At 72.7% G+C, this 21356-nt stretch carries 18 protein-coding genes; 4 read left to right on the plus strand and 14 right to left on the minus strand.

Features of this window, described 5'->3' with window-relative positions:
• Window positions 1-169: 169 nt before the first annotated feature.
• Window positions 170-1279 (plus strand): LLM class flavin-dependent oxidoreductase, encoded by a 1110-nt coding sequence (locus ABT070_RS38420; protein WP_351767556.1) that lies wholly within the window; start codon window positions 170-172, stop codon window positions 1277-1279.
• Window positions 1276-2676 carry an NtaA/DmoA family FMN-dependent monooxygenase gene (locus ABT070_RS38425; protein ID WP_351767557.1) on the plus strand — a complete coding sequence of 467 codons (1401 nt, stop codon included), beginning with the start codon at window positions 1276-1278 and terminating at the stop codon, window positions 2674-2676. The genes ABT070_RS38420 and ABT070_RS38425 overlap by 4 nt, the downstream gene beginning before the upstream one ends.
• Here ABT070_RS38425 and ABT070_RS38430 read toward each other — a convergent pair.
• The 3 genes from ABT070_RS38430 to ABT070_RS38440 all read right to left on the minus strand — a co-directional run bounded on the left by ABT070_RS38430 (window position 2636) and on the right by ABT070_RS38440 (window position 6453).
• Window positions 2636-3463 carry an MHYT domain-containing protein gene (locus ABT070_RS38430; protein ID WP_351767558.1) on the minus strand — a complete coding sequence of 276 codons (828 nt, stop codon included), beginning with the start codon at window positions 3461-3463 and terminating at the stop codon, window positions 2636-2638. The genes ABT070_RS38425 and ABT070_RS38430 overlap by 41 nt on opposite strands.
• Window positions 3464-3605: 142 nt before the next feature.
• Entirely contained in the window at window positions 3606-5486 is a 1881-nt protein-coding gene (locus ABT070_RS38435; protein ID WP_351767559.1) for a serine/threonine-protein kinase, read from the minus strand.
• A gap of 118 nt (window positions 5487-5604) precedes the next feature.
• Complete coding sequence (locus ABT070_RS38440; protein ID WP_351767560.1) at window positions 5605-6453, minus strand: class I SAM-dependent methyltransferase; 849 nt, start codon at window positions 6451-6453, stop codon at window positions 5605-5607.
• Between the two features lie 364 nt (window positions 6454-6817).
• On the opposite strand from ABT070_RS38440, the gene ABT070_RS38445 reads away from it, so the two are divergent.
• Window positions 6818-9223 carry a M4 family metallopeptidase gene (locus ABT070_RS38445; protein ID WP_351767561.1) on the plus strand — a complete coding sequence of 802 codons (2406 nt, stop codon included), beginning with the start codon at window positions 6818-6820 and terminating at the stop codon, window positions 9221-9223.
• Window positions 9224-9358: 135 nt separating this feature from the next.
• Here ABT070_RS38445 and ABT070_RS38450 read toward each other — a convergent pair whose 3' ends face one another.
• The 3 genes from ABT070_RS38450 to ABT070_RS38460 all read right to left on the minus strand — a co-directional run bounded on the left by ABT070_RS38450 (window position 9359) and on the right by ABT070_RS38460 (window position 12235).
• Window positions 9359-10594, minus strand: a complete 1236-nt coding sequence (locus ABT070_RS38450) for a glycoside hydrolase family 64 protein (RefSeq protein WP_451102442.1) — start codon at window positions 10592-10594, stop codon at window positions 9359-9361.
• Window positions 10595-10715: 121 nt separating this feature from the next.
• The gene (locus tag ABT070_RS38455; RefSeq protein WP_351767563.1) at window positions 10716-11471 is read right to left on the minus strand and encodes a dienelactone hydrolase family protein; all 756 of its coding nucleotides are present in this window, start codon (window positions 11469-11471) and stop codon (window positions 10716-10718) included.
• Window positions 11472-11614: 143 nt separating this feature from the next.
• Complete coding sequence (locus ABT070_RS38460; protein WP_351767564.1) at window positions 11615-12235, minus strand: L-threonylcarbamoyladenylate synthase; 621 nt, start codon at window positions 12233-12235, stop codon at window positions 11615-11617.
• Between the two features lie 415 nt (window positions 12236-12650).
• Between ABT070_RS38460 and ABT070_RS38470 the strand changes: the two genes are divergently transcribed.
• Window positions 12651-14186, plus strand: coding sequence for a helix-turn-helix domain-containing protein (locus ABT070_RS38470; RefSeq protein WP_351767565.1), 1536 nt, complete (start codon window positions 12651-12653; stop codon window positions 14184-14186).
• Window positions 14187-14301: 115 nt separating this feature from the next.
• Here the strand turns inward: ABT070_RS38470 and ABT070_RS38475 are convergent, their stop codons facing one another.
• From ABT070_RS38475 to ABT070_RS38510, 8 genes are all read right to left on the minus strand, one after another.
• A complete protein-coding gene (locus ABT070_RS38475) occupies window positions 14302-15525 on the minus strand; it encodes a cytochrome P450 family protein (protein ID WP_351767566.1) in 1224 nt (407 codons plus the stop codon).
• The gene (locus ABT070_RS38480) at window positions 15522-16766 is read right to left on the minus strand and encodes a cytochrome P450 family protein (RefSeq protein WP_351767567.1); all 1245 of its coding nucleotides are present in this window, start codon (window positions 16764-16766) and stop codon (window positions 15522-15524) included. Before ABT070_RS38480 ends, ABT070_RS38475 begins: the two co-directional genes overlap by 4 nt.
• Entirely contained in the window at window positions 16763-17389 is a 627-nt protein-coding gene (locus tag ABT070_RS38485; protein ID WP_351767568.1) for a GTP-binding protein, read from the minus strand. The genes ABT070_RS38480 and ABT070_RS38485 overlap by 4 nt, the downstream gene beginning before the upstream one ends.
• Window positions 17358-17723 carry a DUF742 domain-containing protein gene (locus ABT070_RS38490; protein ID WP_351767569.1) on the minus strand — a complete coding sequence of 122 codons (366 nt, stop codon included), beginning with the start codon at window positions 17721-17723 and terminating at the stop codon, window positions 17358-17360. Before ABT070_RS38490 ends, ABT070_RS38485 begins: the two co-directional genes overlap by 32 nt.
• Window positions 17720-18142, minus strand: a complete 423-nt coding sequence (locus ABT070_RS38495; protein ID WP_028806383.1) for a roadblock/LC7 domain-containing protein — start codon at window positions 18140-18142, stop codon at window positions 17720-17722. The genes ABT070_RS38490 and ABT070_RS38495 overlap by 4 nt, the downstream gene beginning before the upstream one ends.
• A complete protein-coding gene (locus ABT070_RS38500; protein ID WP_351767570.1) occupies window positions 18139-19578 on the minus strand; it encodes an ATP-binding protein in 1440 nt (479 codons plus the stop codon). Before ABT070_RS38500 ends, ABT070_RS38495 begins: the two co-directional genes overlap by 4 nt.
• Window positions 19579-19780: 202 nt before the next feature.
• On the minus strand, window positions 19781-20590 hold the full coding sequence (locus tag ABT070_RS38505) for an SDR family NAD(P)-dependent oxidoreductase (protein WP_351767571.1): 810 nt from the start codon (window positions 20588-20590) through the stop codon (window positions 19781-19783).
• 7 nt (window positions 20591-20597) lie between these two features.
• The gene (locus ABT070_RS38510) at window positions 20598-21305 is read right to left on the minus strand and encodes a TetR/AcrR family transcriptional regulator (RefSeq protein WP_351767572.1); all 708 of its coding nucleotides are present in this window, start codon (window positions 21303-21305) and stop codon (window positions 20598-20600) included.
• Between the last annotated feature and the right edge of the window lie 51 nt (window positions 21306-21356).

A 21356-nucleotide genomic window follows, 5' to 3' on the forward strand; every position in this document is an offset into this window, starting at 1 on the left:
TGCGCGCACCTGGCACGACACCGCACGGTGTCGGCACGGGCACGCGGCTGATCACCCGACGGCATGTCGACTACTGCCGTACCGCCTCCGCCGTCTGTCCTTCCGCACGCCGCTGACCCCGCCGGCCCGTCGGGCCGGTCGACTCGTCGTGCCCCGGAAGGAACTCCCTTTGTCCGGTCCCGCCCTGCGGCTCGCCGTCGAACTCGACGGTGACGGCGCACATCCCGTGGCCTGGCGCCGCGCCGCCCACTCGCCCGACCATCTGCTCACCCCCCGCCGGGTGGCCCGCGTCGCCGCCGCCGCGGAGAACTCCGGGTTCACCCTGATCACCCTGGAGGACGGCGCGCTGCCGCCCGGCGGTGCCCCCGACGTCGCCGGCCGCATCGGGGCGGTGGAGCGGGCCGCGTTCCTCGCCGCGTCGACCAGCGTCGTCGGTATCGCGCCCGTCGTGCCGCTCACGTACGCCGAACCCTTCCACGTCTCCAGCCAGTTGGCGTCCCTCGACCACATCTCGGTCGGGCGCGGCGGCTGGGTGGTGGGCGAGGAGGAACACCCCGAGGCCGCCCGGGTCTGGGGCCGCCCGCACGTCGACGGCGAGGCCGCCCGCGCCCGGGAGTCCCGCGACGGGGTCGAGGTCGTCCGCGCCCTGTGGGACTCCTGGGAGGACGACGCGGTCGTCCGCTCCGTCGCCACCAGCCGCTACCTCGACCGCGACCGGCTGCACTACGTCGACTTCACCGGCGACACCTACGCGGTGAAGGGACCGGCCATCGTGCCGCGCCCGCCCCAGGGGCAGCTCGTCGTCCTCGGCCGGACCGGCCGCGTCCCCGCCGAGCGGCTCGACGTCGCCCTCGTCGAGGGCCGCGACCTCGCCGCGGTCGCCGCGGCCGCCGCCGGCGCCGGGACACCGCGCACCTTCGCCGAGATCGAGGTCGCCCTCGACACGGCCCATGCCACCGCCGAGGAACGCGTCGCCGACCTCGAACAGCACGCGCCCTGGACCGACCGGGGACGGCTGCGCCACATCGGCTCGGCCTCCGGACTCGCCGTCCTGCTCAGCCGGTTGCGGGGCGTCGTGGACGGAGTGCGCCTGCACCCGCTCGTGCTCGACGAGGATCTGCCGGAACTGTCCCGGCTCGTCCTGCCCCACCTCTTCGAGCGGCGCCTCGCCGTGCGCCCGCTGCCCGGCGCGTCCCTGCGCAGCCACCTGGGCCTGGAACGCCCCGCCAACCGCTACGCCGCCGGCCCGGACCTCGAGGCCCTTCAGGAGACCCGATGACCCGCACCGACCCCCTCGACGTCCCCCGGCCGGACGCCCAGCTGCACTTCGGCGTCTTCTTCCAGGGTGTCAACCACTGGACCATCTGGTCCGACCCGGCCAGCGGCTCCCAGATCGACCCCGCGAACTTCCGGCGGGTCGCCCGGACCGCCGAGCGGGGCCTGTTCGACGCGTTCTTCCTGGGAGAGGGGCTGCGGCTGCGCGAGGTCGACGGACTGATCCACGAACTCGACGTCGCCGGACGGCCCGACGCCATCACCCAGCTCGCCGCGCTGGCCGCCGTCACCGACCGGATCGGCCTGGTCAGCACCTCCAACACCACCTTCAACGAACCCGCCGACCTCGCCCGCCGGCTCTCCGGCCTCGACCTGCTGTCCGAGGGCCGCGCCGGCTGGAACGTGGTGACCACCGACAACGCCTGGACCGGGGCCAACTTCCGGCGCGGCGGCTATCTCGACCACGCCGACCGCTACCGGCGCGCCGAGGAGTTCCTCACCGTGGCCCGCGCCCTGTGGGACGGCTGGGCCGACGGGGCCGCCTCCGGCTCGGCGGACGCCCCCGCCTGGGCGGCGCCGGGCGCCGTGGGCCGGGTCCGGCACCGGGGAGCGCAGTTCGACGTCGACCTCGTGCCCACCCTGCCCCGCAGCGGCCAGGGCCACCCGGTGATCTTCCAGGCCGGGGACTCCGGCGAGGGGCGCGACTTCGCCGCCCGCAACGCCGATGTCGTCTTCTCCGCGCACGGCAGCGACTTCGACGACGCGCTCGCGTTCGCCGAGGACCTCCGGCGGCGGCTGCTCGCCGTCGGCCGGCCCGAGGACGACCTGCGCATCCTCCCCGGCACGGAGATCATCATCGGGGCGACGGAGGCGGAGGCGCTGGAGAAGAAGCACTGGATCCGCCTTCAACAGGTCACACCGGCAACGGCGTTGGGGGTGGCCGGCCTGCTGTGGGGCCTCGACCTCTCGGACCGCGACGCCGACGGGCCGCTGCCCAAGGAGGACCCGGTCGTCGCCGAGAACGACGGCTCCTTCGGCGCCCGGCGTGTCGCCGACCCGCGCAAGGTGGTCGCCGAGTGGCGGGAGAAGGCGGAGGCGCACGGCTGGTCGCTGCGCGAGGCCGTCATCGCCCTCGGACCGCAGCGCGGGCACGTCGGAACGCCCGCCGGACTCGCCGACCGGTTCGCCCACTGGGTGCGGCACGGTGCCGTCGACGGCTTCAACGTGACGCCGTACCTCATTCCGGACGGCCTGGACGACATCGTCGACCTGCTCGTCCCGGAACTCCAGGAACGCGGTGTCTACCCCACCGAGTACACCGGCCGGACGCTCCGCGAACACCTGGGCCTGCGCGAGCCCCTCACCCACCGCTCCACGACCGACGGGCGGCAGGCGGGCTGACCGCCTCCTCCGCCGTACCGGCCCGCCCCGCCCGGGCGGCCCGGTTCCACTCGCCGTCGCCGAGCACGAGCAGCGGATCGAACATCACCACCACCCCGGCCATCAGCAGGAAGATCACCGGCCCGATCAGCATCGGCAGCAGCAGGGAGGTGGGGCTGTCGCCGGCCCACGAGGAGGCCGCGCCGTGCACATGGACGCTGACCGCGGCCATCGCCGTGTAGTGCATCCCGGACACGGCGACGCCCATCACCAGGCTGGCGCCCAGACTCGTCAGGAACCCGCGGATCGTGACGGCCGCCCACAGGGCGGCGGTCGCGGCCACCACGGCGATCAGCACCGAGAGCGCCACCGTGCGCGGGGCGTACTCGATGTCGCCGTTGAGCTGCAACGCCGCCATGCCCAGATAGTGCATGGCGGCGACCCCGACGCCCGTGACGGCCCCCGCGAGCGACAACGACCCCCGGCCGGCGCCCCGGTAACCCACGATGAACACGCCGACGCCGACCACGACGACAGCGACGGCGAGGCTGAGCACGGTCAGACCGACGTGATAGCCGATCCGTGTCTCCTCCACCTGGAAGCCGATCATGGCGATGAAGTGCATCGTCCAGATGCCACAGCCGATCGACGCGGCCCCCAGCGCCAGCCAACCCGGCTTCCACGAGCCGCCGTTGAGCAGTGTCCGGACGATGCAGCGCAGCCCCAGAGCTCCGCCCAGGCAGGCCATCACAAAGGCCGCCACCGGAGTCACCACCCCGTACCGGAAGCCGTCTATCGTGCCTTCCATCATCAACTCCCCCCAGAGTGACGACTGTTCGTGGAGGATTGTCTACAAGTAGGGGAGTGGTGAAAGCAAGCGTTTCCTGAGAGTCGACGGTCAAGTTCGCGTGAACACCGGGGCGGGAGGTCCCGTCACCGTCAAGGCCGGTTCAGTTCGCCTTCCACAGGGTCAGCGCGAGGACGTAGTCGCGCCCCTTGTAGCCCTCCGCGTCCTCCCGGGCGACGACGTCCTTGATCTCCAGCATCGCCAGGTTGTTCTCGCCGGTGACGGTGCACAGCATGGTGCCCTTGGTCAGCTCCTGGGCCTGGCTGTCGTCGGCGAGCTCGGCGGGCAGCGTGTTCGTCGCGGCGCCCTCGGCGCACTCCTCGGGGGTGGTGCCCGCGCTCTTCCCCGTGGTCGTCACGAAGCGCAGGGGATGGGTGCTGCCCCACTCCGCGTACTGGAGCTCGGCTCCCGCGGTCGAGCTGCTCGCGTGCGGGTCGATCGCCGGTGCGTCCAGGTCGACGTTGGTGTACGAGCTGCGACCCGAGGTGAACTGGGCGCGCAGGGTGAGCGCCTTGTCCTTGAAGATCTCCGTGTAACCGCTCGGCGCCGGGCTCTCGGCGGGCGACCCGGCCGCGGCGGACGCGGTGTCGGTGGGGGCCTGTGACGTGACGGGGGGCGCCGAGGTGGTCTGTCCGCCGCTGCCCTTCGCCTTGTCGTCCTTGTCGTCCTCGCGGGTGAGGGCCCACGCGGCCCCGGCGACGATCACCACGGCCAGCGCGGCGGCGCCGACGGTGAGCAGGGTCCGTCTGCGGGCCCCCGCCGCGGCGGGAGCCGAGGCGCCGGACGAGGTGGGGGGCGGGGTCGTGGGCGGCCCGGAGAAGAGCGGTGCAGGTGCTCCGTGGGAGGAGGCGACGGTGGGCGGCTGTGGCGGATGGGACGGCTGTGGCGGCTGGGACGGCGGCCCGGTGGGCCGGGGGACATGGGTCGGCGTGTATCCGCCGGGCGCCGCGGAACCGGGCGGCGGCGGCGTCGCCGCGCCTGCCGCGTCCATGGGGCCGCTCGCGGGAACGGGTCCGGGGCCGGGCTCGGGGCCGGGCTCGGGGCCGGGCTCGGTCCGGGCCTGCTCGCGGGCGAGTCGCTCCCGGTCGGCGATGTCCGTCGCGACCGGGGCGGGCAGCCAGCCGGTGAAGTCACGCAGCGGGCGTTCGCTCGACTCCTGGCACAGCGCGGCCAGTTCGGGAGGCGTGGGGCGGGCGGCCGGGTCGGCCGTCAGGGTGCGTTCGAGGAGCGCGCGCAGCGGTTCGGGGTAGGCCGTCAGATCCGGCGGGCGGAACTCGGTGTTGGCGATCCTGGTGGCCAGGGTGATGGCTCCGAAGTCGCCGTAGGGATGGCGGCCGGTCGCCGCCACGGCGGCGATCAGGCCGAGCGAGAAGACGTCGGTCGCCGGAGTGAGGTCCTGGCCGCCCGCGTGCTCCGGCGACATGAACTGCGGGGTGCCGATGAGCCCGCCACTGCGGGTGAGCTGGGTGGCGTCGGCGGCCCGCGCGATGCCGAAGTCGATGATCCACGGCCCGTCGGAGCCGATGAGGACGTTGCTCGGCTTCAGGTCCCGGTGGATCACACCGGCCTTGTGCACGGCGTGCAGTGCCTCCGCCGCGCAGCCGGTCAGCTGGAACACCGTGGGCAGCGGAAGCGTCCCGTGCCCGGCGAGGATCTGGTCCAGGGCGAGGCCGGGGACGTAGGCGGTGGCCAGCCAGGGCTGGGGCCCGGTGGTGTCGTGGTCGACGACGGGGACGATGTGGTAGCCCTGCACGCGCCGGGCGGAGGTCGCCTCCTGCTCGAAGCGGCGACGGAACTCCGCGTCCTGGGCGTACTCCCGGCGGATCACCTTCAGGGCGACCGGCTGGTTGCCGCGTGTGCGGGAGAGGTAGACGGAACCCATGCCGCCCTCGCCGATCCTGGCGAGCAGCCGGTAACCGGCCACCTCTCGCGGGTCGTCGGGCCCCAGCGGTCTCAACCCGCCACCGATCGCTGCATTGTTCATGAATTCAACCCCCTCGCCAGGGCGCGATCGTACCTGGGCCGCCCGGGCGGCGGGAAGGATCCGAGGAGATCAAGGAACACGGTGAAGGGCAGGGAAAATCAGGGGAGTTGAGCGGAAGTCACCGTAGCGAGGGACCCCTTCCCCAGACGAAGATCTCGGTGCTCGGCCGGCGTTCGGAGAACCGGTCCGACGCGGAGGCCTCCCGCAGCAGTCGACGCAGGTCCGCCTCGAAGTCGTCGCGGCGCGTGCCGAACAGATGCGGAGCCGAGAAGGACATCGAGAACACCCCCGCCACGACGTCGTCGACCGTGCGCTCGAGCGGCTGTCCGCCGGGCACCACACGGCGCCGCGGACCGGAGAATCCGGCCCGGGCGAGCACCGCGGCCTCGCCGTCGGGCGTGCCCTGGGGCAGCACGCCCCGGCCGGCTCGTCGCACCGGCCCGAGGTAGTCCCTGATCAGTTCCTCGATCGCCGCACCGGGCACCGCCGGATGGGGAAGGCCGTCGACGCTGAGCGTCTCGGTCTTGAGGTCCGAGACATGCACCAGCGCCCCGCCGGGCCGCAGCATCCCCCAGGTGATCGCCGCCACCCGCTCGCGATCCATCCAGTGGAAGGACTGGCCGAAGGTGGCGACGGTGAACTCGCCCAGACCTGCGGGCAGTTCCTCGGCCCGGGCCCGCACCCAGCGGGCCTTGTGGGCCACTCCTCCCGCGGCGGCCGCACGGCTCGCTTCGGCGATCATCTCCCGGTCCGGGTCCACGCCGACGACCTCGCTGAACAGATGGGCCATGCTCAGGGCGAGGATCCCCGGACCGCATCCCATGTCGACGAGGCGTCCTCGTCCGTCTAGACGCAGAGTCCCGGCGAGCACGTCCGCCAGCCCCGAGGCGTACGGGAGCCGCCCGCGCCGGTAGTGGGCGGCGGTGCCCGCGAACAACGTCTCGTCCCATTCCCATCCGGCCGCCATGTCCGCCCACCGCCTTCGCAGAGCCCCCTTCGTCCGTCAGCCGATGGTCCCACGGCGGGGGCGGCGCGCACCGGCCCGACCGCCCCTCGGTCGCCGGTACAGCGAACGCACAGGTGTCTCACAGTGAGGCCGGGGGGTGCGGCCCCCGCTCCCGCCCGGCACCGAGGGATAACCCTTGAAGCGCCCGGCTTTGGCTGACATGCCACTGTCAAGCCTGCCATTCTCCCACCGAACTACCGCGCACCAGCGGCAAGTTGCCTTTCCATGCTCACGGTCCCGCACAACTCAGCTCGTCCCGGACAGCACACCCGTCTGCCCGGTCTGTCACCGGCCGTTCCCCACGGCCGCCGCAGTAGGAGAACGAGTGAGACCCAACCCCCGCAAGCGGACCACGGTCGGAGCGGCCCTGCTCTCCACCGCCGCACTCGTGGCCCTCGGTGTCCAGACGGTTCCGGCGACCGCGCTGCCCGCAGCCCCCCACCCCAGCCCCGTGCGCGCCGGTGGCCTGCCCGCCGACCTCACACCCGCCCAGCGCACGACGCTGATCAAGAGCGCCGAGGCGAAGACGACGGACACGGCCGCCTCCCTCGGCCTCGGCGCCCAGGAGAAGCTGGTCGTCAAGGACGTCGTGAAGGACAACGACGGCACCCTGCACACGCGTTACGAGCGCACCTTCGCCGGTCTGCCCGTCCTCGGCGGCGACCTCGTCGTGCACACGGCCCCGGCCTCGCTGGCCGCCGGCACGGTGAGCACGACCTTCAACAACAACCGCCGTACCGTCTCGGTCAAGTCCACGACCGCCACGTACAGCAAGGCGGCCGCCGAGTCCAAGGCCCTGACGGCGGCCAAGGCGCTCGACGCGCAGGACCCCGCCGCCCAGAGCGCGCGCAAGGTGATCTGGGCCGGCGAGGGCACGCCCAAGCTCGCCTGGGAGACCGTGGTGAGCGGTCTCCAGGACGACGGCACGCCGAGCAAGCTGCACGTCATCACGGACGCCGCCACCGGCGCGAAGCTCTCCCAGTTCGAGGGCGTCCAGACCGGCACCGGCAACAGCCAGTACAGCGGAACCGTCACCATCGGCACCACGCTGTCCGGCTCGACGTACCAGCTGAACGACACCACGCGCGGCACGCACAAGACGTACAGCCTCAACAACGCCACGTCCGGCACCGGCACCCTGATGACGGACGCCGACGACACCTGGGGCACCGGCTCCGGCTCCAACACCCAGACCGCAGGCGTCGACGCCCACTACGGCGCCCAGGTGACGTGGGACTTCTACAAGAACACCTTCGGCCGCAGCGGCATCAAGAACGACGGCGTCGCCGCCTACTCCCGCGTCCACTACAGCACGGCGTACGTCAACGCCTTCTGGGACGACGACTGCTTCTGCATGACCTACGGCGACGGCACCAGCAGCACCCACGCGCTGACCTCGCTGGACGTCGCGGGCCACGAGATGACGCACGGCGTCACCTCCAACACCGCGAACCTGAACTACACCGGGGAGTCGGGCGGCCTGAACGAGGCCACCTCCGACATCTTCGGCACGGGCGTGGAGTTCTACGCGGCCAACTCCTCCGACGTCGGTGACTACCTCATCGGCGAGAAGATCGACATCAACGGCGACGGCACGCCGCTGCGTTACATGGACAAGCCCTCCAAGGACGGCGGCTCCGCGGACAGCTGGTACTCCGGCGTCGGCAACCTGGACGTCCACTACTCCTCGGGCCCGGCGAACCACATGTTCTACCTGCTCTCCGAGGGCAGCGGCACCAAGGTCATCAACGGCACCTCCTACACCAGCACGACCTCGGACGGCGTCGCCGTCGCCGGCATCGGCCGGGCCGCGGCCCTGCAGATCTGGTACAAGGCGCTGACGACGTACATGACGTCCAGCACCACCTACGCCCAGGCCCGCACCGCCGCGCTGAACGCCGCCTCGGCGCTCTACGGCGCCAGCTCCGTCCAGTACGCCGGAGTGGGCAACGCCTTCGCCGGCATCAACGTCGGCAGCCACATCACGGTTCCGACGACAGGCGTCACGGTGACGAACCCGGGCAGCCAGTCCGCCACGGTCGGCACCGCGGTGAGCCTGCAGATCGCCGCCAGCAGCAGCAACAGCGGCTCGCTGACGTACGCAGCGACCGGTCTGCCGGCCGGCCTGTCGATCAGCAGCTCGACCGGTCTGATCTCCGGTACGCCGACCACGGCCGGCTCCTCCAGCACCACCGTCACGGTGACCGACAGCACCGGCGCGACCGGTACGGCGGCCTTCACCTGGACGGTCAGCACCTCCGGCGGCGGCGGGTCCTGCACCGCCACGCAGCTGCTGGGCAACGCGGGCTTCGAGTCGGGCAACACCACCTGGACGGCGAGCAGCGGAGTGATCACCAACTCCAGCAGCCAGGCGGCCCGGACCGGCTCCTACAAGGCCTGGCTCGACGGCTACGGGTCGACCCACACCGACACGCTGACGCAGTCGGTGACGATCCCGAGCGGCTGCACCAACACCACGTTCACCTTCTACCTGCACGTCGACACGGCCGAGACCACCACCAGCACCCAGTACGACAAGCTGACGGTCACCGCCGGGACGACCACACTGGCCACCTACTCCAACCTCAACGCCGCCACCGGCTACGTCCAGAAGTCCTTCAGCCTCGGGTCCTTCGCGGGCTCCACCGTGGCGCTGAAGTTCTCGGGCGTCGAGGACTCCTCGCTCCAGACCAGCTTCGTCGTGGACGACACCGCCGTCACGACCGGCTGACAACGACAGGCTGACAACTAAAGGCTGATCGCCATCGGGTGATCCGCTTCGAACGACGACGTCCCGCACGCGGGCTCCCTCCGCGTGCGGGACGTCGTCGTGTGCGCTCGGTTCAGTCGCTCCGGTCGGTTCGGTTCAGTTCAGCGGGTCGAGCGTCAGGTACGCCTGGAGCGGGGAGCCGTCGTGGACGAGGGACTCCTGCTGTCCGACGTCGTCGAAGGCGAACGCGTACGCCTTGCCGTCCGCCATCTGCGCGTGGATCTTGCGGGCGTAGTGGTTGGTCACCGTGTCCTGGTAGAAGTTCGCCGTCGTGGTGTCCGGCTGGTTGGGGTTGACCAGGAGCGTGGAGCGGTTGAAGCCCGCGCACAGGGTGCGGGAGATCGGTCCGCGCACCGCGTCGTTCGGTGCGTCCAGCAGTCTGTGGCAGCCGAAGATGCTGGCCGCGTCCGGCTTCTGGAAGCTGGTCACCACCGCGCCGGAGGAGTTGGTGAAGTTCATGACCCCGCCCGAGACCCGGCCGTAGTACTTGGTGCCCGGCTGGTCGGCGAAGGGGGTGACGGTCAGCGTGGTCGTCGCGTACTTCTGCCAGACGCGGTTGACGTAGTCGTCCATGACGTTCGCCGGGAGGGCGCCCGTCTCCACCCCGTACAGCGGGGCGAGAGCCCGCAGGACGGTGCCGTCGGACCGGGTCTGGATGAGGTTCGCCCAGCCGCCGGGCTGTCCGCGCAGGGCGTTGAAGAAGCCGGTGTAGCCACCCGCCTTGAGGTGTCCGGCGCTGAGGGTGGTCCCGTCGGCACGCTGCACGCCGACCGCGTACGGCGCGGAGAACATGTCGACCTGAGTGCTGTTCAGCCACAGCCCGGAGTCGTTGAGCGTGTACTCGGACCAGTTGAACAGGATGTTCCGGTTCGGGTCGGTCGGGTTCTGCACGGCGGGCTGTACGAGCCCGCCGGTGGTCAGCCGGAAGTCGAGTTTCTGGCCGTAGGAGAAGTACACCCGGCCGGAGAACTTGGGGATCCGGATGGTGGCGGACCGTCCGGCGGCCGGGCCCGCGATCGAGGCGTCGGGCGCGGGGGTCGGCGGGTTGCCGCCGGCGGGCCAGGCGTGGAAGGTGCCGTTCGCGTCCGCCCAGCCCTGCCGGCCCGTCGTCAGCTGGGTGCCGAGGTTGTAGACGTACAGGGCTTCGCCGCGCCCCGAGTTGTTGGTGATCTTCAGCGGGATGGTGTCGGGGACGGCCGCCTGGGCCGGGGGGCCGAGGGAGAGCAGCGCGCCGACGAGAGCGGCGGCTCCGGCGATCCTGAGTGTGAGCGTGATCCTTGAGAGCACTCTCCACCTCCGTGCGGGTAGGCCTGTGGGGTTGGTCCGTACCATGTTGAGAGCGCTCTCAAAGTCGCACCGAGGTTGTGCCCATGTCAACAATGTGGACAGAGACGGCGGCGGAAAATGAAAGGGCGCCCTCAGGTACGACTCGTGCCGGAGGGCGCCCTCGCGCTCAGAAGGTCCGCTTCAGCAGGTCCAGCAGCGCGGCCCAGTGCCGCTCGGATCCCTTCTCGTCGTACGCGGCGGTGTCGGCCTGCGTGTAACCGTGCTCGGCGCCGGCGTACACCTCGCAGGTGTGACGGACGCCCGCCGCCGTGAGGGCGTCCTCGAAGCGCGCGATCTGCTCGGGCGGCAGGGAGTGGTCGTTGTCGGCGTGGCCGAAGTACACCTCGGCCGTGATGTGCTCGGCCGCCAGGTGAGGGCTGTCCGGCGCGTCGGTCGCGAGCCGCCCGCCGTGGAAGCCGGCCGCCGCCGCGACCCGGTCCGGATACCCGCCGGCGGTCCACAGGACGAGGCGGGCGCCCATGCAGTACCCGGTCAGCGCGACCGGCCCGGCCGTGACGAGGGGGCTCTCCTCCAGCCAGCGCAGATAGGCGCCCGCGTCCCGCACCGCCGACTCGGAGGTGAGGGACTGGATGAGCGGACCCAGGGCCGCGAAGATCTCCGGACGCGCGCCGGGGTCGATGAACTCGGGCATCTCCACGACGGGCGCGCGTCCGTGCCGGTAGAACACGTTCGGGACCAGCACCGTGTAGCCGGCCCCGGCGAGCCGGTCGGCCATCGCCCTCAGATGCGGGCGCAGCCCGAAGGCGTCCTGGTAGAGCAGCACACCCGGCCGGGGCGCCCCGTCACCGGGATGCGCGAGATAGGCGTCGGCGACGCCGTCCTCGGTGGGGATGTCCACGGCTGTTCCCTGTACGGAGGTCATGGGGGTGCCTCTCTGCGCGGTGCACTACGGCGAGCGGACGAGCGATCGACCGGCCCGGTGGGACCGGGCGGCGACCATCGTTGCATACACCATCCACCTGCCCTCCGGGCCCCCCGGACCGCGAGGCCGGGGCGCGGAGCGCGCTACTCGAACCGGGAGGTGTCACCCGCCCCGTGCCGCACGATCGCCGCCTCGCCGTCGGAGAAGTCGATGACCGTCGTCGGCTCGGTGCCGCAGTCCCCGGAGTCCACCACGCCGTCCACCACGTGGTCGAGCCGGTCCTTGATCTCCCAGCCCTGGGTCATCGGCTCGTCCTCGCCGGGCAGCAACAGGGTGCTGGACAGCAGCGGTTCACCGAGCTCGGCGAGCAGGGCCTGGGTGACCACATGGTCCGGGATGCGCACGCCCACCGTCTTCTTCTTCGGGTGCTGGAGCATGCGCGGCACCTCCTTGGTCGCCGGGAGGATGAAGGTGTAGCTGCCCGGCGTCGACGCCTTGATCGCGCGGAAGACGTCCTTGTCCACGCGTACGAACTGGCCGAGCTGCGCGAAGTCCTGGCACACGAGGGTGAAGTGGTGCTTGTCGTCCAGCTCGCGGATGGCCCGGATCCGGTCGATGCCGTTCTTGCTGCCCAGCCGGCAGCCCAGCGCGTAGCAGGAATCCGTGGGGTACGCGATCAGCGCGTCCGCCCGGATGGCGGCCGCGACCTGGGAGATGGTGCGCGGCTGAGGGTTGTCGGGGTGCACGTCGTAGTACTTCGCCATTGGCCGAGCTTATGCCGTGCCACGGGGTGGCGACTCCGCAGGAGTGCCCGGCGGCCCGCCCGGGAGGAACTCCCGGCTGTCGGCGAGCGGCCCGAGTGCCGTCGCGATGGGTGTGGCGCCCGTCTCGGACACCATGCCCGCGCAGCTTCGGGCGGGCCGTCGTCAAGGGCAGCGGCCAGGTCTTCAGGAACGGCCTGGACGCCGCCTCCGTGGTCACCGGCCTGCTGTGTGCCGCGGGAGCCGTCCTGGCCGCCGTCGGCATCAGGAAGTCAGCGGCCGCCGGCCGGCCTCGCCCGGTTCCGCACGCGGTACCCCGTCCCGCGGGCGGACGTTCCGCCCCCGCGTGAGGTAACGTCCCCGACCGATATGACTGGTTCGGCCCGCCCGGGCCGTGAGGGACGAGGAGAGCGCCGACATGGCCGGCCGGGACGACGGGAACCCCCACACCGACGCGGCGGACGACGCCGGCTCGGCGTGGGCGCAGGAACTCCTCGGACATCTGCGCCCCACCGGCGGCGACCTCCGCAGAGTCCTCGACTGGCTGGCGGACACGCTCGACGCGACCGTCTCCCTGCGCGACGACACCGGCGCCCCGCTCGCCGGACCGCTCACCCCGCTCGACGAGAGCCTGGTCGCCGCCGTCATCGGCGGCCGGCTCGCCTCCGCCGCCTGGGAGGGCGAGGGCAGGTTCGTACGTCTGACCAGGGTCGAACTCCCGCGCCCCGCCTCGTCGGGCGTGCTCGCGGTGACCCGGACGAGCCCCTTCGGCCGACGCGCCTCCGCCATCGTCACGCACACCGTGGGCGTCCTCGAACTCCTGCTGCGCGCGCAGGAGACCGCCGCGACCGGACACCGGCTGGCCCGCGCCACCGCCGACCTGCGCCTGGCCATTCTCCAGCTCCTCATGGTCGAGGACACCGTCGCCGCCCGCCGCGTCGCCGCCGGCCTGTGGCCCGGTCTGCTCGACACCGACACCGCCTGCGTCTACGTGGTCGAGACCAGCCCCGAGGAACGCGACCGTCTCGCGGCGGCCTGCGTGGCGGCGACCCACGACGAGGCCCTCGTCGTGCGGTGCCCCGCCATGGACGGCCACGTCATCGTCGTCGTCCCGAACGACACCGCGGGCGGTGCGCTGCGCGCCCTGTGCGACCGGCGCGCCGGCACGTTCCTCGGCGGCAGCGCCCTCCAGAGCCTCGCCCGCACCGCCACCGCCTACGGACAGGCCGTCAGCGCCCTCGCCGTCGCCCGCTTCCGCCCCGACAAGACGGCCGTCTACGCCGAACGCACCCACCCCGAACGCCTGATGGACCCCGAGATCCTGCGCACCTGGACGACCCGGCTGCTGCGCCCCCTCGACACCCTCCCGCACCACACCCGCGCCGAACTCCTCGCCACCACCCGGCTCGGCCTGGAGTTCACCGCCGTCAACGCGGCGAAGGTGCTCGGCGTCAGCCGCAACACCGTCCGTGCCCGCATGGAACGCGTCGAGAACCTGCTGCGCGCCGACTTCTCCGACCTCACCGTCCGGGCCGCGGTCCACCTCGCGCTGCACACCCAGGTCGCCATCGCCGGGCACCTGACGGGGACCGCGGTGGCCCCCGCCCGGCTCGGCGAGCTGCTCGGCGGCCCCGCCCTGCGCGGCTGGGCGCGGGACCTGCTGGCCCGTCTCGACTCCGACGGCCGGGACCTGCGCGGCACGCTGCGCGCCTGGATCGCCGCCGGCGGCAACGCCGAACGCGCCGCCCAGCTGCTCGGAGTGCACGCGCAGACCGTCCGTGAACACGTCCGCAGCGCCGAACCCGTCCTCGAACGACAGCTGCTCGCGGCCGGCAGCGACCTGTACGAGGTCGTCCTGGCCCATGTGGCGGCCGGTGACCTGGACCAACCCGACCTGCACGAATCCGCCCCCTGGACGGAATCGGGCCATCCGGACTCACCTGTGCACAGGTGAGCCCTCCGGCGGCCGGAGCGGGCATCGACACGATTCCCAGCCGCTCGCCGGGAACGTAGCTTCGAGGAGCCGCGGGGGTACGACCGGAACGGGGGACCGGTCGCACCCCCGCGCTTCAGTCCCGCAGACGCACCGGGATCTCCTGCCAGCCGCTCGCGATGAACGAGGGCACCTGCCGCAGCTCCGCGGCCCCGGTGTCCAGCCGCAGCGCCGGGAACCGGTCGAACAGCGCGGGCAGCGCCGTCAGCGCCTCCATCCGGGCCAGCGGAGCCCCGATGCACCGGTGCACACCGATCCCGAAGGCCAGCTGGTCGTCCGCCGCGCGGGCCGCGTCGAACACATCCGCGTCCGCCCCGTAGTGTGCCGGGTCCACGTTCGCCGCCGCGTACGTCGTGATGATGGCGTCCCCGGCCGGGATCGTCACCTCACCCACCGTGAGGTCGTCGACGGCGAACCGCAGCGGCAGCGTGGCGATCGGCGGGTGCAGCCGCAGCGTCTCGTCGACGACCGCGTCCCAGCCGATCTCGCCCCGGCGGACGGCCGCCAGCTGGTCGGGCCGCCGCAGCAGCGCCACCGCCGCGTTCCCGATGAGGTTGACCGTCGTCTCGAAACCGGCGCCGATGACCAGCAGCAACGTGTACAGCAGTTCCTCGTCGCCGAGCCGGTCGCCCTCCTCGTCGCGCACGCGGATCAGCTCGGTCGTCAGGTCGTCGTCGGGGTGCTCGCTCTTGTACGCGATCAGCCCGCCCAGCACCGCGCCGATCTGCTCCTGGACGCGGGCGGCGTGCTCCGGCGTCGGGTCCGTGGTGTCCATGATGGCCGCGACCAGCCGGACGGTGGCCTCCCGCAGGTCGTCCGGCACCCCGAACAGTTCACAGACGATCTGCATCGGCAGCGGATGCGCGAAGGTGGCCTTGAGGTCGACCGCGTCATCGCCCTTCTCCAGCGCGTCCAGCAGCTCCTCGGTGATCGCCTCCACCCGGGTGCGCAGCGCCTCGGTGCGCCGGTGGGTGAAGCTCGGCGCCACCAGCTTGCGCAGCCGGGCGTGGTCGGGGCCGTACGTGGAGAGCATGTTGATCACACCGACCCAGCCCAGGATCCAGCCCCAGGACGGGTGCTCGCCGAGTTCCGCCCACTGCCGCCAGTGCCGCCGCGGGTCCTTGCTGACCCGCGGGTCCAGGATCAGCGACTTCAGGGTGTCGTACCCGGTCGGCGCCCAGGCCGGAATGCCGCCGGGCAGCTCCACGGGCACGATCGGGCCGAGGGCGCGCAGCCGGGCGCTCTCGGCGTGCACGTCGGTGCCGAACGGGTCGAGGACGATGCGGTCGGTCACGGTCACGAACGGACTCCTGAGGGTTCGGAAGCGGGGGAGCGGGGGCTGAAGCGGACGGGCAGCGCGGTCAGCGCGCGGTGGAAGGGGCCGGGCCGCCAGGACAGCCGATCGCGGGGCACGACGGGATCGAGGTCGGGCAGCCACTGGGTCAGCCGCTCGATCGCCTCGGTGACCAGCAGCAACGTGTGCTGCTTCACCGGACAGGCATGCGCTCCCGCTCCCCACGACAGGTGCGAGGCGTCGTTCGGATGCCGGCCCTCGGTGACCTCCCGTTCGGCGAGGATCCCGAGCGCCCCGTACGACACCACGACCGGCACCGCCTCACGCAGCCACACCCCGTGGAAGGCCACGGGCCGGCGGACGTAGTAGATGCCGTAGTTCGCCAGCGGCGTCTCGTGGTGCAGCACCTCGACCACCGCGTCCATGACGGGGCGCGCGCCGTCGGTGAGGGTGGAGTAGTAGAGCGGGTTGCCGAGGATCCTCGACAGCGTGTTGGACAGCAGGTTCGCGGTCGGCCCGTATCCGGCGCCGAGGGTGAGGAACACCTGCCAGGTGACCTCCTCCCGGGTCAGCCCGGCCGGGTGGTCGAGGAGCCGGCTCGGCAGGTCGTCGCCGCGCCGTTCGGTCTTGGCGGCGATGAGGTCCAGTACGTACTGCGCGTACTCCGCCTCACCCACGGTCGCCCGGTCGCCGCCCTCCATCATCTTGCCCACGCCCGAGTGCAGCCGGTCGCCCTGGCTCTCCGGCAGACCGAACAGGTCGTTGAACACCAGCGCCATCAGCGGCTCGGCGAAGTCGCCGACCAGGTCGGCCTCGCCCCTCGGCCCGATCCGGCCCACCAGCAGCCGCACCGCCCGGTGCACCCGCCCCCGCAGGTCGTGCGGTTCCACCAGGTCGAACACGTCGATGAGCGTGGTCCGGTAGCGGACGTGCGCGGCTCCGTCGGCGAACAGGGCGTTGGGCCGCCAGCGCATCATGCCGAGCACCGGAGAGTCGTCGGGAACGGTCGACTCCCACGCGCGCGGGTCGTGCGAGAACGTCTCCTCGTCGTGCAGCACGTCCAGCGCGGCGCGCCGGTCGGTGACGACGTACGCCGGCACCCCGGGCGCCAACTCGCCCCAGCCGACCGGTCCCTGGTTGCGCAGCGCCTGGTAGTGGCGGTGCGGGTCGGCGGCGAAGCTGTCGTCCCACAGCCGCACCGGCGCGGAGCGCGCGAAGTCGCGCCGGTCGGGGGGATGAATGGTCACCGGGCCTCCACGGCGTCATGTCCGATCAGATGGTCGACGAGCGCGAGGAGCGCGTCGATCGAGGAGTCGGGGTCCCGCGCGTCGCAGGTCACCATCGGTGTCCCGGGCTCCAGGTCCAGCGCCTGGCGCAGCCGCTCAGGACCGTAGTGGCGGGGCGCGTCGGGGAACGTGTTGAAGGCCACCGCGTACGGCAGCCCGCTCTCCTCGACCAGGCCCAGCACGTCGAACGACGCGTCGAGGCGGCGGCTGTCGACGAGGACGAGCGCGCCCAGCGCCCCGTAGGCGATGTCGTCCCACAGCGCGCGGAAGCGCTCCTGGCCGGGTGTGCCGAACAGGTACAGCACGACGTCACCGGGCAGGCTGATCCGGCCGAAGTCGATGGCGACGGTCGTCGTCGACTTCTCGCGCACCCCGGCCAGGTCGTCCACGTCGGCGGACGCCTCGGAGAGGTGTTCCTCGGTGTGCAGCGGCCGGATCTCGGACACCGAGTCGATCAGGGTCGTCTTGCCCACCCCGAACGGCCCCGCGACCAGGATCTTCACCAGGTCGCGGGCGGTGTCGGGGCGGTGGACGGCACCGGGCGCGCCGGCGCTAGGGGTGGTGTTTGAGGGCGCGGAGGCCATCGGCCACTCTCTTCAGCAGGTCGGGGTCGAACCGTTCGGCGGGCGGGATCGGCGCGCGGGCGAGAACGAGGTCCCGGTCGACCAGGCCGGCCGCCAGCACCCGCACCGCGGAGACCGGCAGCCTGAGCAGCGCCGCCGCCTCCACCACCGCCAGTGAGCCGCCCTCCAGGGTGTCCAGCAGGGCCAGTTCGGCGGCCGGCAGACCGACCGGCAGCGGCTCCTCGGTGCGGGCGAGCACCGACAGCCGCTCCAGGTGGGGCCGGCTGGGCCGGGCCACCCCGCCGGTCGACAGGTACGCGGGGACGAGCTGACGGCCGGCCGGGCGGCGGGTCATGCCGGCGCGTTGTCGTCGGCTCCTCGGGGCGCGGCCGCCATGGCCTTCTCGCCCAGTCGCGCCACCTGGGAGTGGACCCGGTGTGCCAGCAGGTCCAGTCGCGTCTCGCCGTCGCCGTACGCGGCCACGCAGGTGCCGTGGTCGGTCGGCACGATCAGCACATAGCCGTGGTCGGACTCGATGACGATCTGGCGGACTTCGGCCCGCTCCCGGTCGGCGAACGCGGCCGCCGCCGTCCGGCAGGCCCCCTGCACGGTGCTCGTGATGGCGGCCACCCGCTCGGCCGACGGCTGCGACAGGGCGTCGGTGTAGCCCGTCACCAGTCCGTCCCGGGTCAGCATGACGGCGGCCAGCACGTGCGGCACCTGCAGGATCGGTTCCAGCACCCATGCCGTGTCGCCCGTATTACGGCTGGTCATCTCGCCGCTTCCCCCTCGATGTCGGTGTGGTCGGTGTGGTCCGGGTGGTCCGGGTGGTCGCTCTCGCCGGTCCGGCCGCCCGGGGCGCTCCCGTGGCCGGCCCCGGGGTTCTCGGCGGCCGCGCGGGCCGCCGCCGTGCCGGACTGGAGCGCGCCGAGGGCGGCCGCCGCGTCCTGCGGCCTCCGCGCGGTGCCTTGCGCGGGTCTGTGCGCCGGGCTCTCCTCGGGCGCGGCGGCCCGGGTGCGGCGACGGCGCTGCGGCAGGCCGTCGGTGTCCGTCGGCTCGTGGTGCCCCGGCGCAGGCTCGGGGGCGCCGGTCTCCGTGCCGTACGTGTGGGAGGGCGCGGGCCGGTCGGCCGCGGCCTTGCGCGTCGTGCGCGGCGCGCTCGCGGCCGGCGGCCGGTCGGCCGGGTCGAGACGGCTGAGGAGATGGCTGTCGACCCGCAGCACCGCGCGCACGCCGCCGTACGGGGAGGCCGAGGAGACATCGACGCCCAGGTCGAACTGCCGGGTGAGACGGCCGATGGCGGCCAGCCCCATGCGCGGCGGATCGCCCAGGTCGGTCAGCAGGATGAGGTCGTCGCCGGCCACCAGCCGCTGGGCGCGGTCGCGTTCGTCCCGCGTCATGCCGAGACCGGCGTCGTCGACCGTGACACACACGCCGTGGTGGACATGTTCCAGGCTCACCACGACGTCGGTGTCCGGGGCGGAGTGCCTGAGCGCGTTGTCGAGCAGTTCGGCGACGATGATGGCCACCGGCTCGACGGCGTGCGAGACCAGGGCCGTACCGGTCTCGAGATGGTTGTGGACCTGGACCCGTTGGTAGCCCGCGAGCCGGGCCTGACCGCCGGTCACCGCGTCCACCAGGTGCGACTCCTCGCGCGCCAGCCCGACCCACGCCCCGCACACCACGGCGGTGACCTGCGCGCGGCGCAGCGACTGCTCGTTCTCGTGGTCGAGCCGGAACAGGGTCTGCGCCAACTCCGGGTCGTCGTAGCGTTGCTGGAGTCCGCGCAGCGCGTCCTGGAGCCGGTACAGGGCCGCCTGGATCTCGCGGGTGGCGCCCCGCATCCCGGCCTGCGCGGCCGCGTCGACCCGGGTGCGCTGGGCGGCCACCTCGGACTGGAGCGCCAGCACCACGTTCTCCAGGGCGATGCCCAGTGGGGTGCCGGTGGTCAGCGGCTGGAGCGGGCCCGGTTCGGGTACGTGCGGATGGGCCACCTGGCGGGCCGCGGCGGGCACCCGTCGGCCGGCCAGATGCTCGACCTCGGCCGTGAACGCCCTCAGGGACCCGTCGAGTTGGGTGCGCAGTGCGGCGATCTCGGCTCGCTGCCGGGTCTGCTGCCGCCGCAGGCGCAGCAGACCGCCGCCGAGGGCGAGCGCGGACAGTGTGCCGGCGGCCAGGCCGCCGGCCACCAGGTCCGGTAGTTCGATCATCGATTCGGTTCCAGGGAGGGTCGGGCGTCGTCGCGGTGCTCAGGGCAGGGGTGGGTCCGATGGGCTCGGACCGGGCACTCGCAGCACAGTACACACCGTCATCGATCGATCCCGCACGGTTGAGCGAGACTTGCCTCCCAAAGAGCCCGGTATCTGTTCACTTCTGCGTCGACTGTCTGAATTGCCGTACGCCGTAAGCGAGTTAGACGGCCGTGTAACCGCCGTCGACGAGGTGGTAGCTGCCGGCCACGAACGAGGCCCGGTCCGACAGCAGGAAGACGATCAGCTCGGCCACCTCGGCGGGTCCGCCGAGCCGGCCGGCCGGATGCAGGGCGACGAGGCTGTCGTAGGCGTCCCGGTCCATGCCCTTGAGGAGCGGTGTCTCGATGAAGCCGGGGCCGACCGCGTTGATCCGGATGTTCTTCGCCGCGTACTCGGCGGCCGCCGCCTTGGTGAGACCCACCACGCCGTGCTTGGCGGCGACGTACGCGGACGAGCCGGCGAAGCCCACCGAGCCCAGGATGGACGCCACGTTGACGACGGCGCCGCCCGTGCCGCCCGCCTCGATGGCGGGGAGTTCGTGGCGCAGGGAGTAGAAGACGCCGTCGAGGTTGGTGCGCACGACCCGGTCGTAGGCCTCGATGTCGTACGCGCCCGTCGGGGCGCTCGGGCCGCCGATCCCGGCGTTGTTCACGGCCAGCTCCAGCCCGCCGAAGGTGTCGACGGCGAACCGCACGGCCGCCTCGACGGACGCGGGCCGCGTGACGTCGAGTTCGACGGCCGCCGCCTTGATCCCCTCCGCCAGCAGGTCGGCGGCGGCCTTCTCGGCGCCCTCGGCGTTGAAGTCGGCGATGACGACGTTCGCGCCGCCGGCGCCGAGCCGGCGGGCGGTGGCCAGGCCGATGCCGGAGGCGGCGCCGGTGACCAGAGCGGTCTTTCCGGCGAACTCGGTGGCGTATTCGGTGACGGCCGCGGGGGTGGCGGGGCCGGTGCTCTCGGGGGTGTCGCTCATGGTGTGCTCACTCTTCGGTAGTGCCGGGGGAGTCCGCGGCCGCGGCCTCCCCGATGAGGGCGTCGTAGGACCGCTCGACCAGGGCGGCCAGGTCCGCGGCCGCCGAGTCGTCCGGGGTGCTGCCGTCCGTGCGGCGCGCCCAGACGCGCAGGGCGGCCGTCAGGACACCGGCGGCGGCGCCGACGACGACGGCGGGGCGTATGTCCCGGACGTCGTCGCTCCCGAGCCGGCCGGCGACGATGCGGATCGACTCCTCCTGGGCGTCCACCCGGATGCGCTCGTACGCGGCGAACAGGGCGGGCTCGCGGTCCACGAGGGCCAGCAGCCCGCGGATGCGGGGCCGCACGTGCCAGGCAGGGTCGTCCCGGTCGGCCAGCCAGTCGCGCACGGCCCGGCGGTAGGCGAGCAGCGGGGGCTCGTCGGCGGGCCGGGCGCGCAGCAGCGCGTTGATGCGGTCGCCGTCGCCGCGCACGAAGTCGAGCGCGGCGTCCTCCTTGCCGGTGAAGTGGCGGCTGAACGTGCGCCGGGTGATGTCGACGCGCTCGGCGATCGCCTCCACCGTGGTGGCCGCGAGGCCGCGCTCCAGGATCAGGTCGAGCGCGGCGCCGGCCAGCGCGGCCCGGGTCTGCCGTGTCTTGCGGCGACGCCGGTCCTCGGGGGCGCCGGCGGACGGTGCGGCGGCGGACGGTGCGGCGGGGGGCTCCGATGCCTTCATGCCTCCGACCGTACCTCGATAATGTCCCTATGGGACACAAGTCCCGGTGAG

It is taken from the genome of Streptomyces sp. NPDC002884 (assembly GCF_040295245.1).
Taxonomy (GTDB): domain Bacteria; phylum Actinomycetota; class Actinomycetes; order Streptomycetales; family Streptomycetaceae; genus Streptomyces.

What these genes read in the sequence shown, in the direction of transcription:
- ABT070_RS38425 (WP_351767557.1), top strand. Translation starts at nt 1,276, where the DNA reads ATGACCCGCACCGACCCCCTCGACGTCCCCCGGCCGGACGCCCAGCTG.
- ABT070_RS38430 (WP_351767558.1), bottom strand. Translation starts at nt 3,463, where the DNA reads ATGGAAGGCACGATAGACGGCTTCCGGTACGGGGTGGTGACTCCGGTG.
- ABT070_RS38435 (WP_351767559.1), bottom strand. Translation starts at nt 5,486, where the DNA reads ATGAACAATGCAGCGATCGGTGGCGGGTTGAGACCGCTGGGGCCCGAC.
- ABT070_RS38440 (WP_351767560.1), bottom strand. Translation starts at nt 6,453, where the DNA reads ATGGCGGCCGGATGGGAATGGGACGAGACGTTGTTCGCGGGCACCGCC.
- ABT070_RS38450 (WP_451102442.1), bottom strand. Translation starts at nt 10,594, where the DNA reads ATGGTACGGACCAACCCCACAGGCCTACCCGCACGGAGGTGGAGAGTG.
- ABT070_RS38455 (WP_351767563.1), bottom strand. Translation starts at nt 11,471, where the DNA reads ATGACCTCCGTACAGGGAACAGCCGTGGACATCCCCACCGAGGACGGC.
- ABT070_RS38460 (WP_351767564.1), bottom strand. Translation starts at nt 12,235, where the DNA reads ATGGCGAAGTACTACGACGTGCACCCCGACAACCCTCAGCCGCGCACC.
- ABT070_RS38470 (WP_351767565.1), top strand. Translation starts at nt 12,651, where the DNA reads ATGGCCGGCCGGGACGACGGGAACCCCCACACCGACGCGGCGGACGAC.
- ABT070_RS38485 (WP_351767568.1), bottom strand. Translation starts at nt 17,389, where the DNA reads ATGGCCTCCGCGCCCTCAAACACCACCCCTAGCGCCGGCGCGCCCGGT.
- ABT070_RS38490 (WP_351767569.1), bottom strand. Translation starts at nt 17,723, where the DNA reads ATGACCCGCCGCCCGGCCGGCCGTCAGCTCGTCCCCGCGTACCTGTCG.
- ABT070_RS38495 (WP_028806383.1), bottom strand. Translation starts at nt 18,142, where the DNA reads ATGACCAGCCGTAATACGGGCGACACGGCATGGGTGCTGGAACCGATC.
- ABT070_RS38500 (WP_351767570.1), bottom strand. Translation starts at nt 19,578, where the DNA reads ATGATCGAACTACCGGACCTGGTGGCCGGCGGCCTGGCCGCCGGCACA.
- ABT070_RS38505 (WP_351767571.1), bottom strand. Translation starts at nt 20,590, where the DNA reads ATGAGCGACACCCCCGAGAGCACCGGCCCCGCCACCCCCGCGGCCGTC.
- ABT070_RS38510 (WP_351767572.1), bottom strand. Translation starts at nt 21,305, where the DNA reads ATGAAGGCATCGGAGCCCCCCGCCGCACCGTCCGCCGCCGCACCGTCC.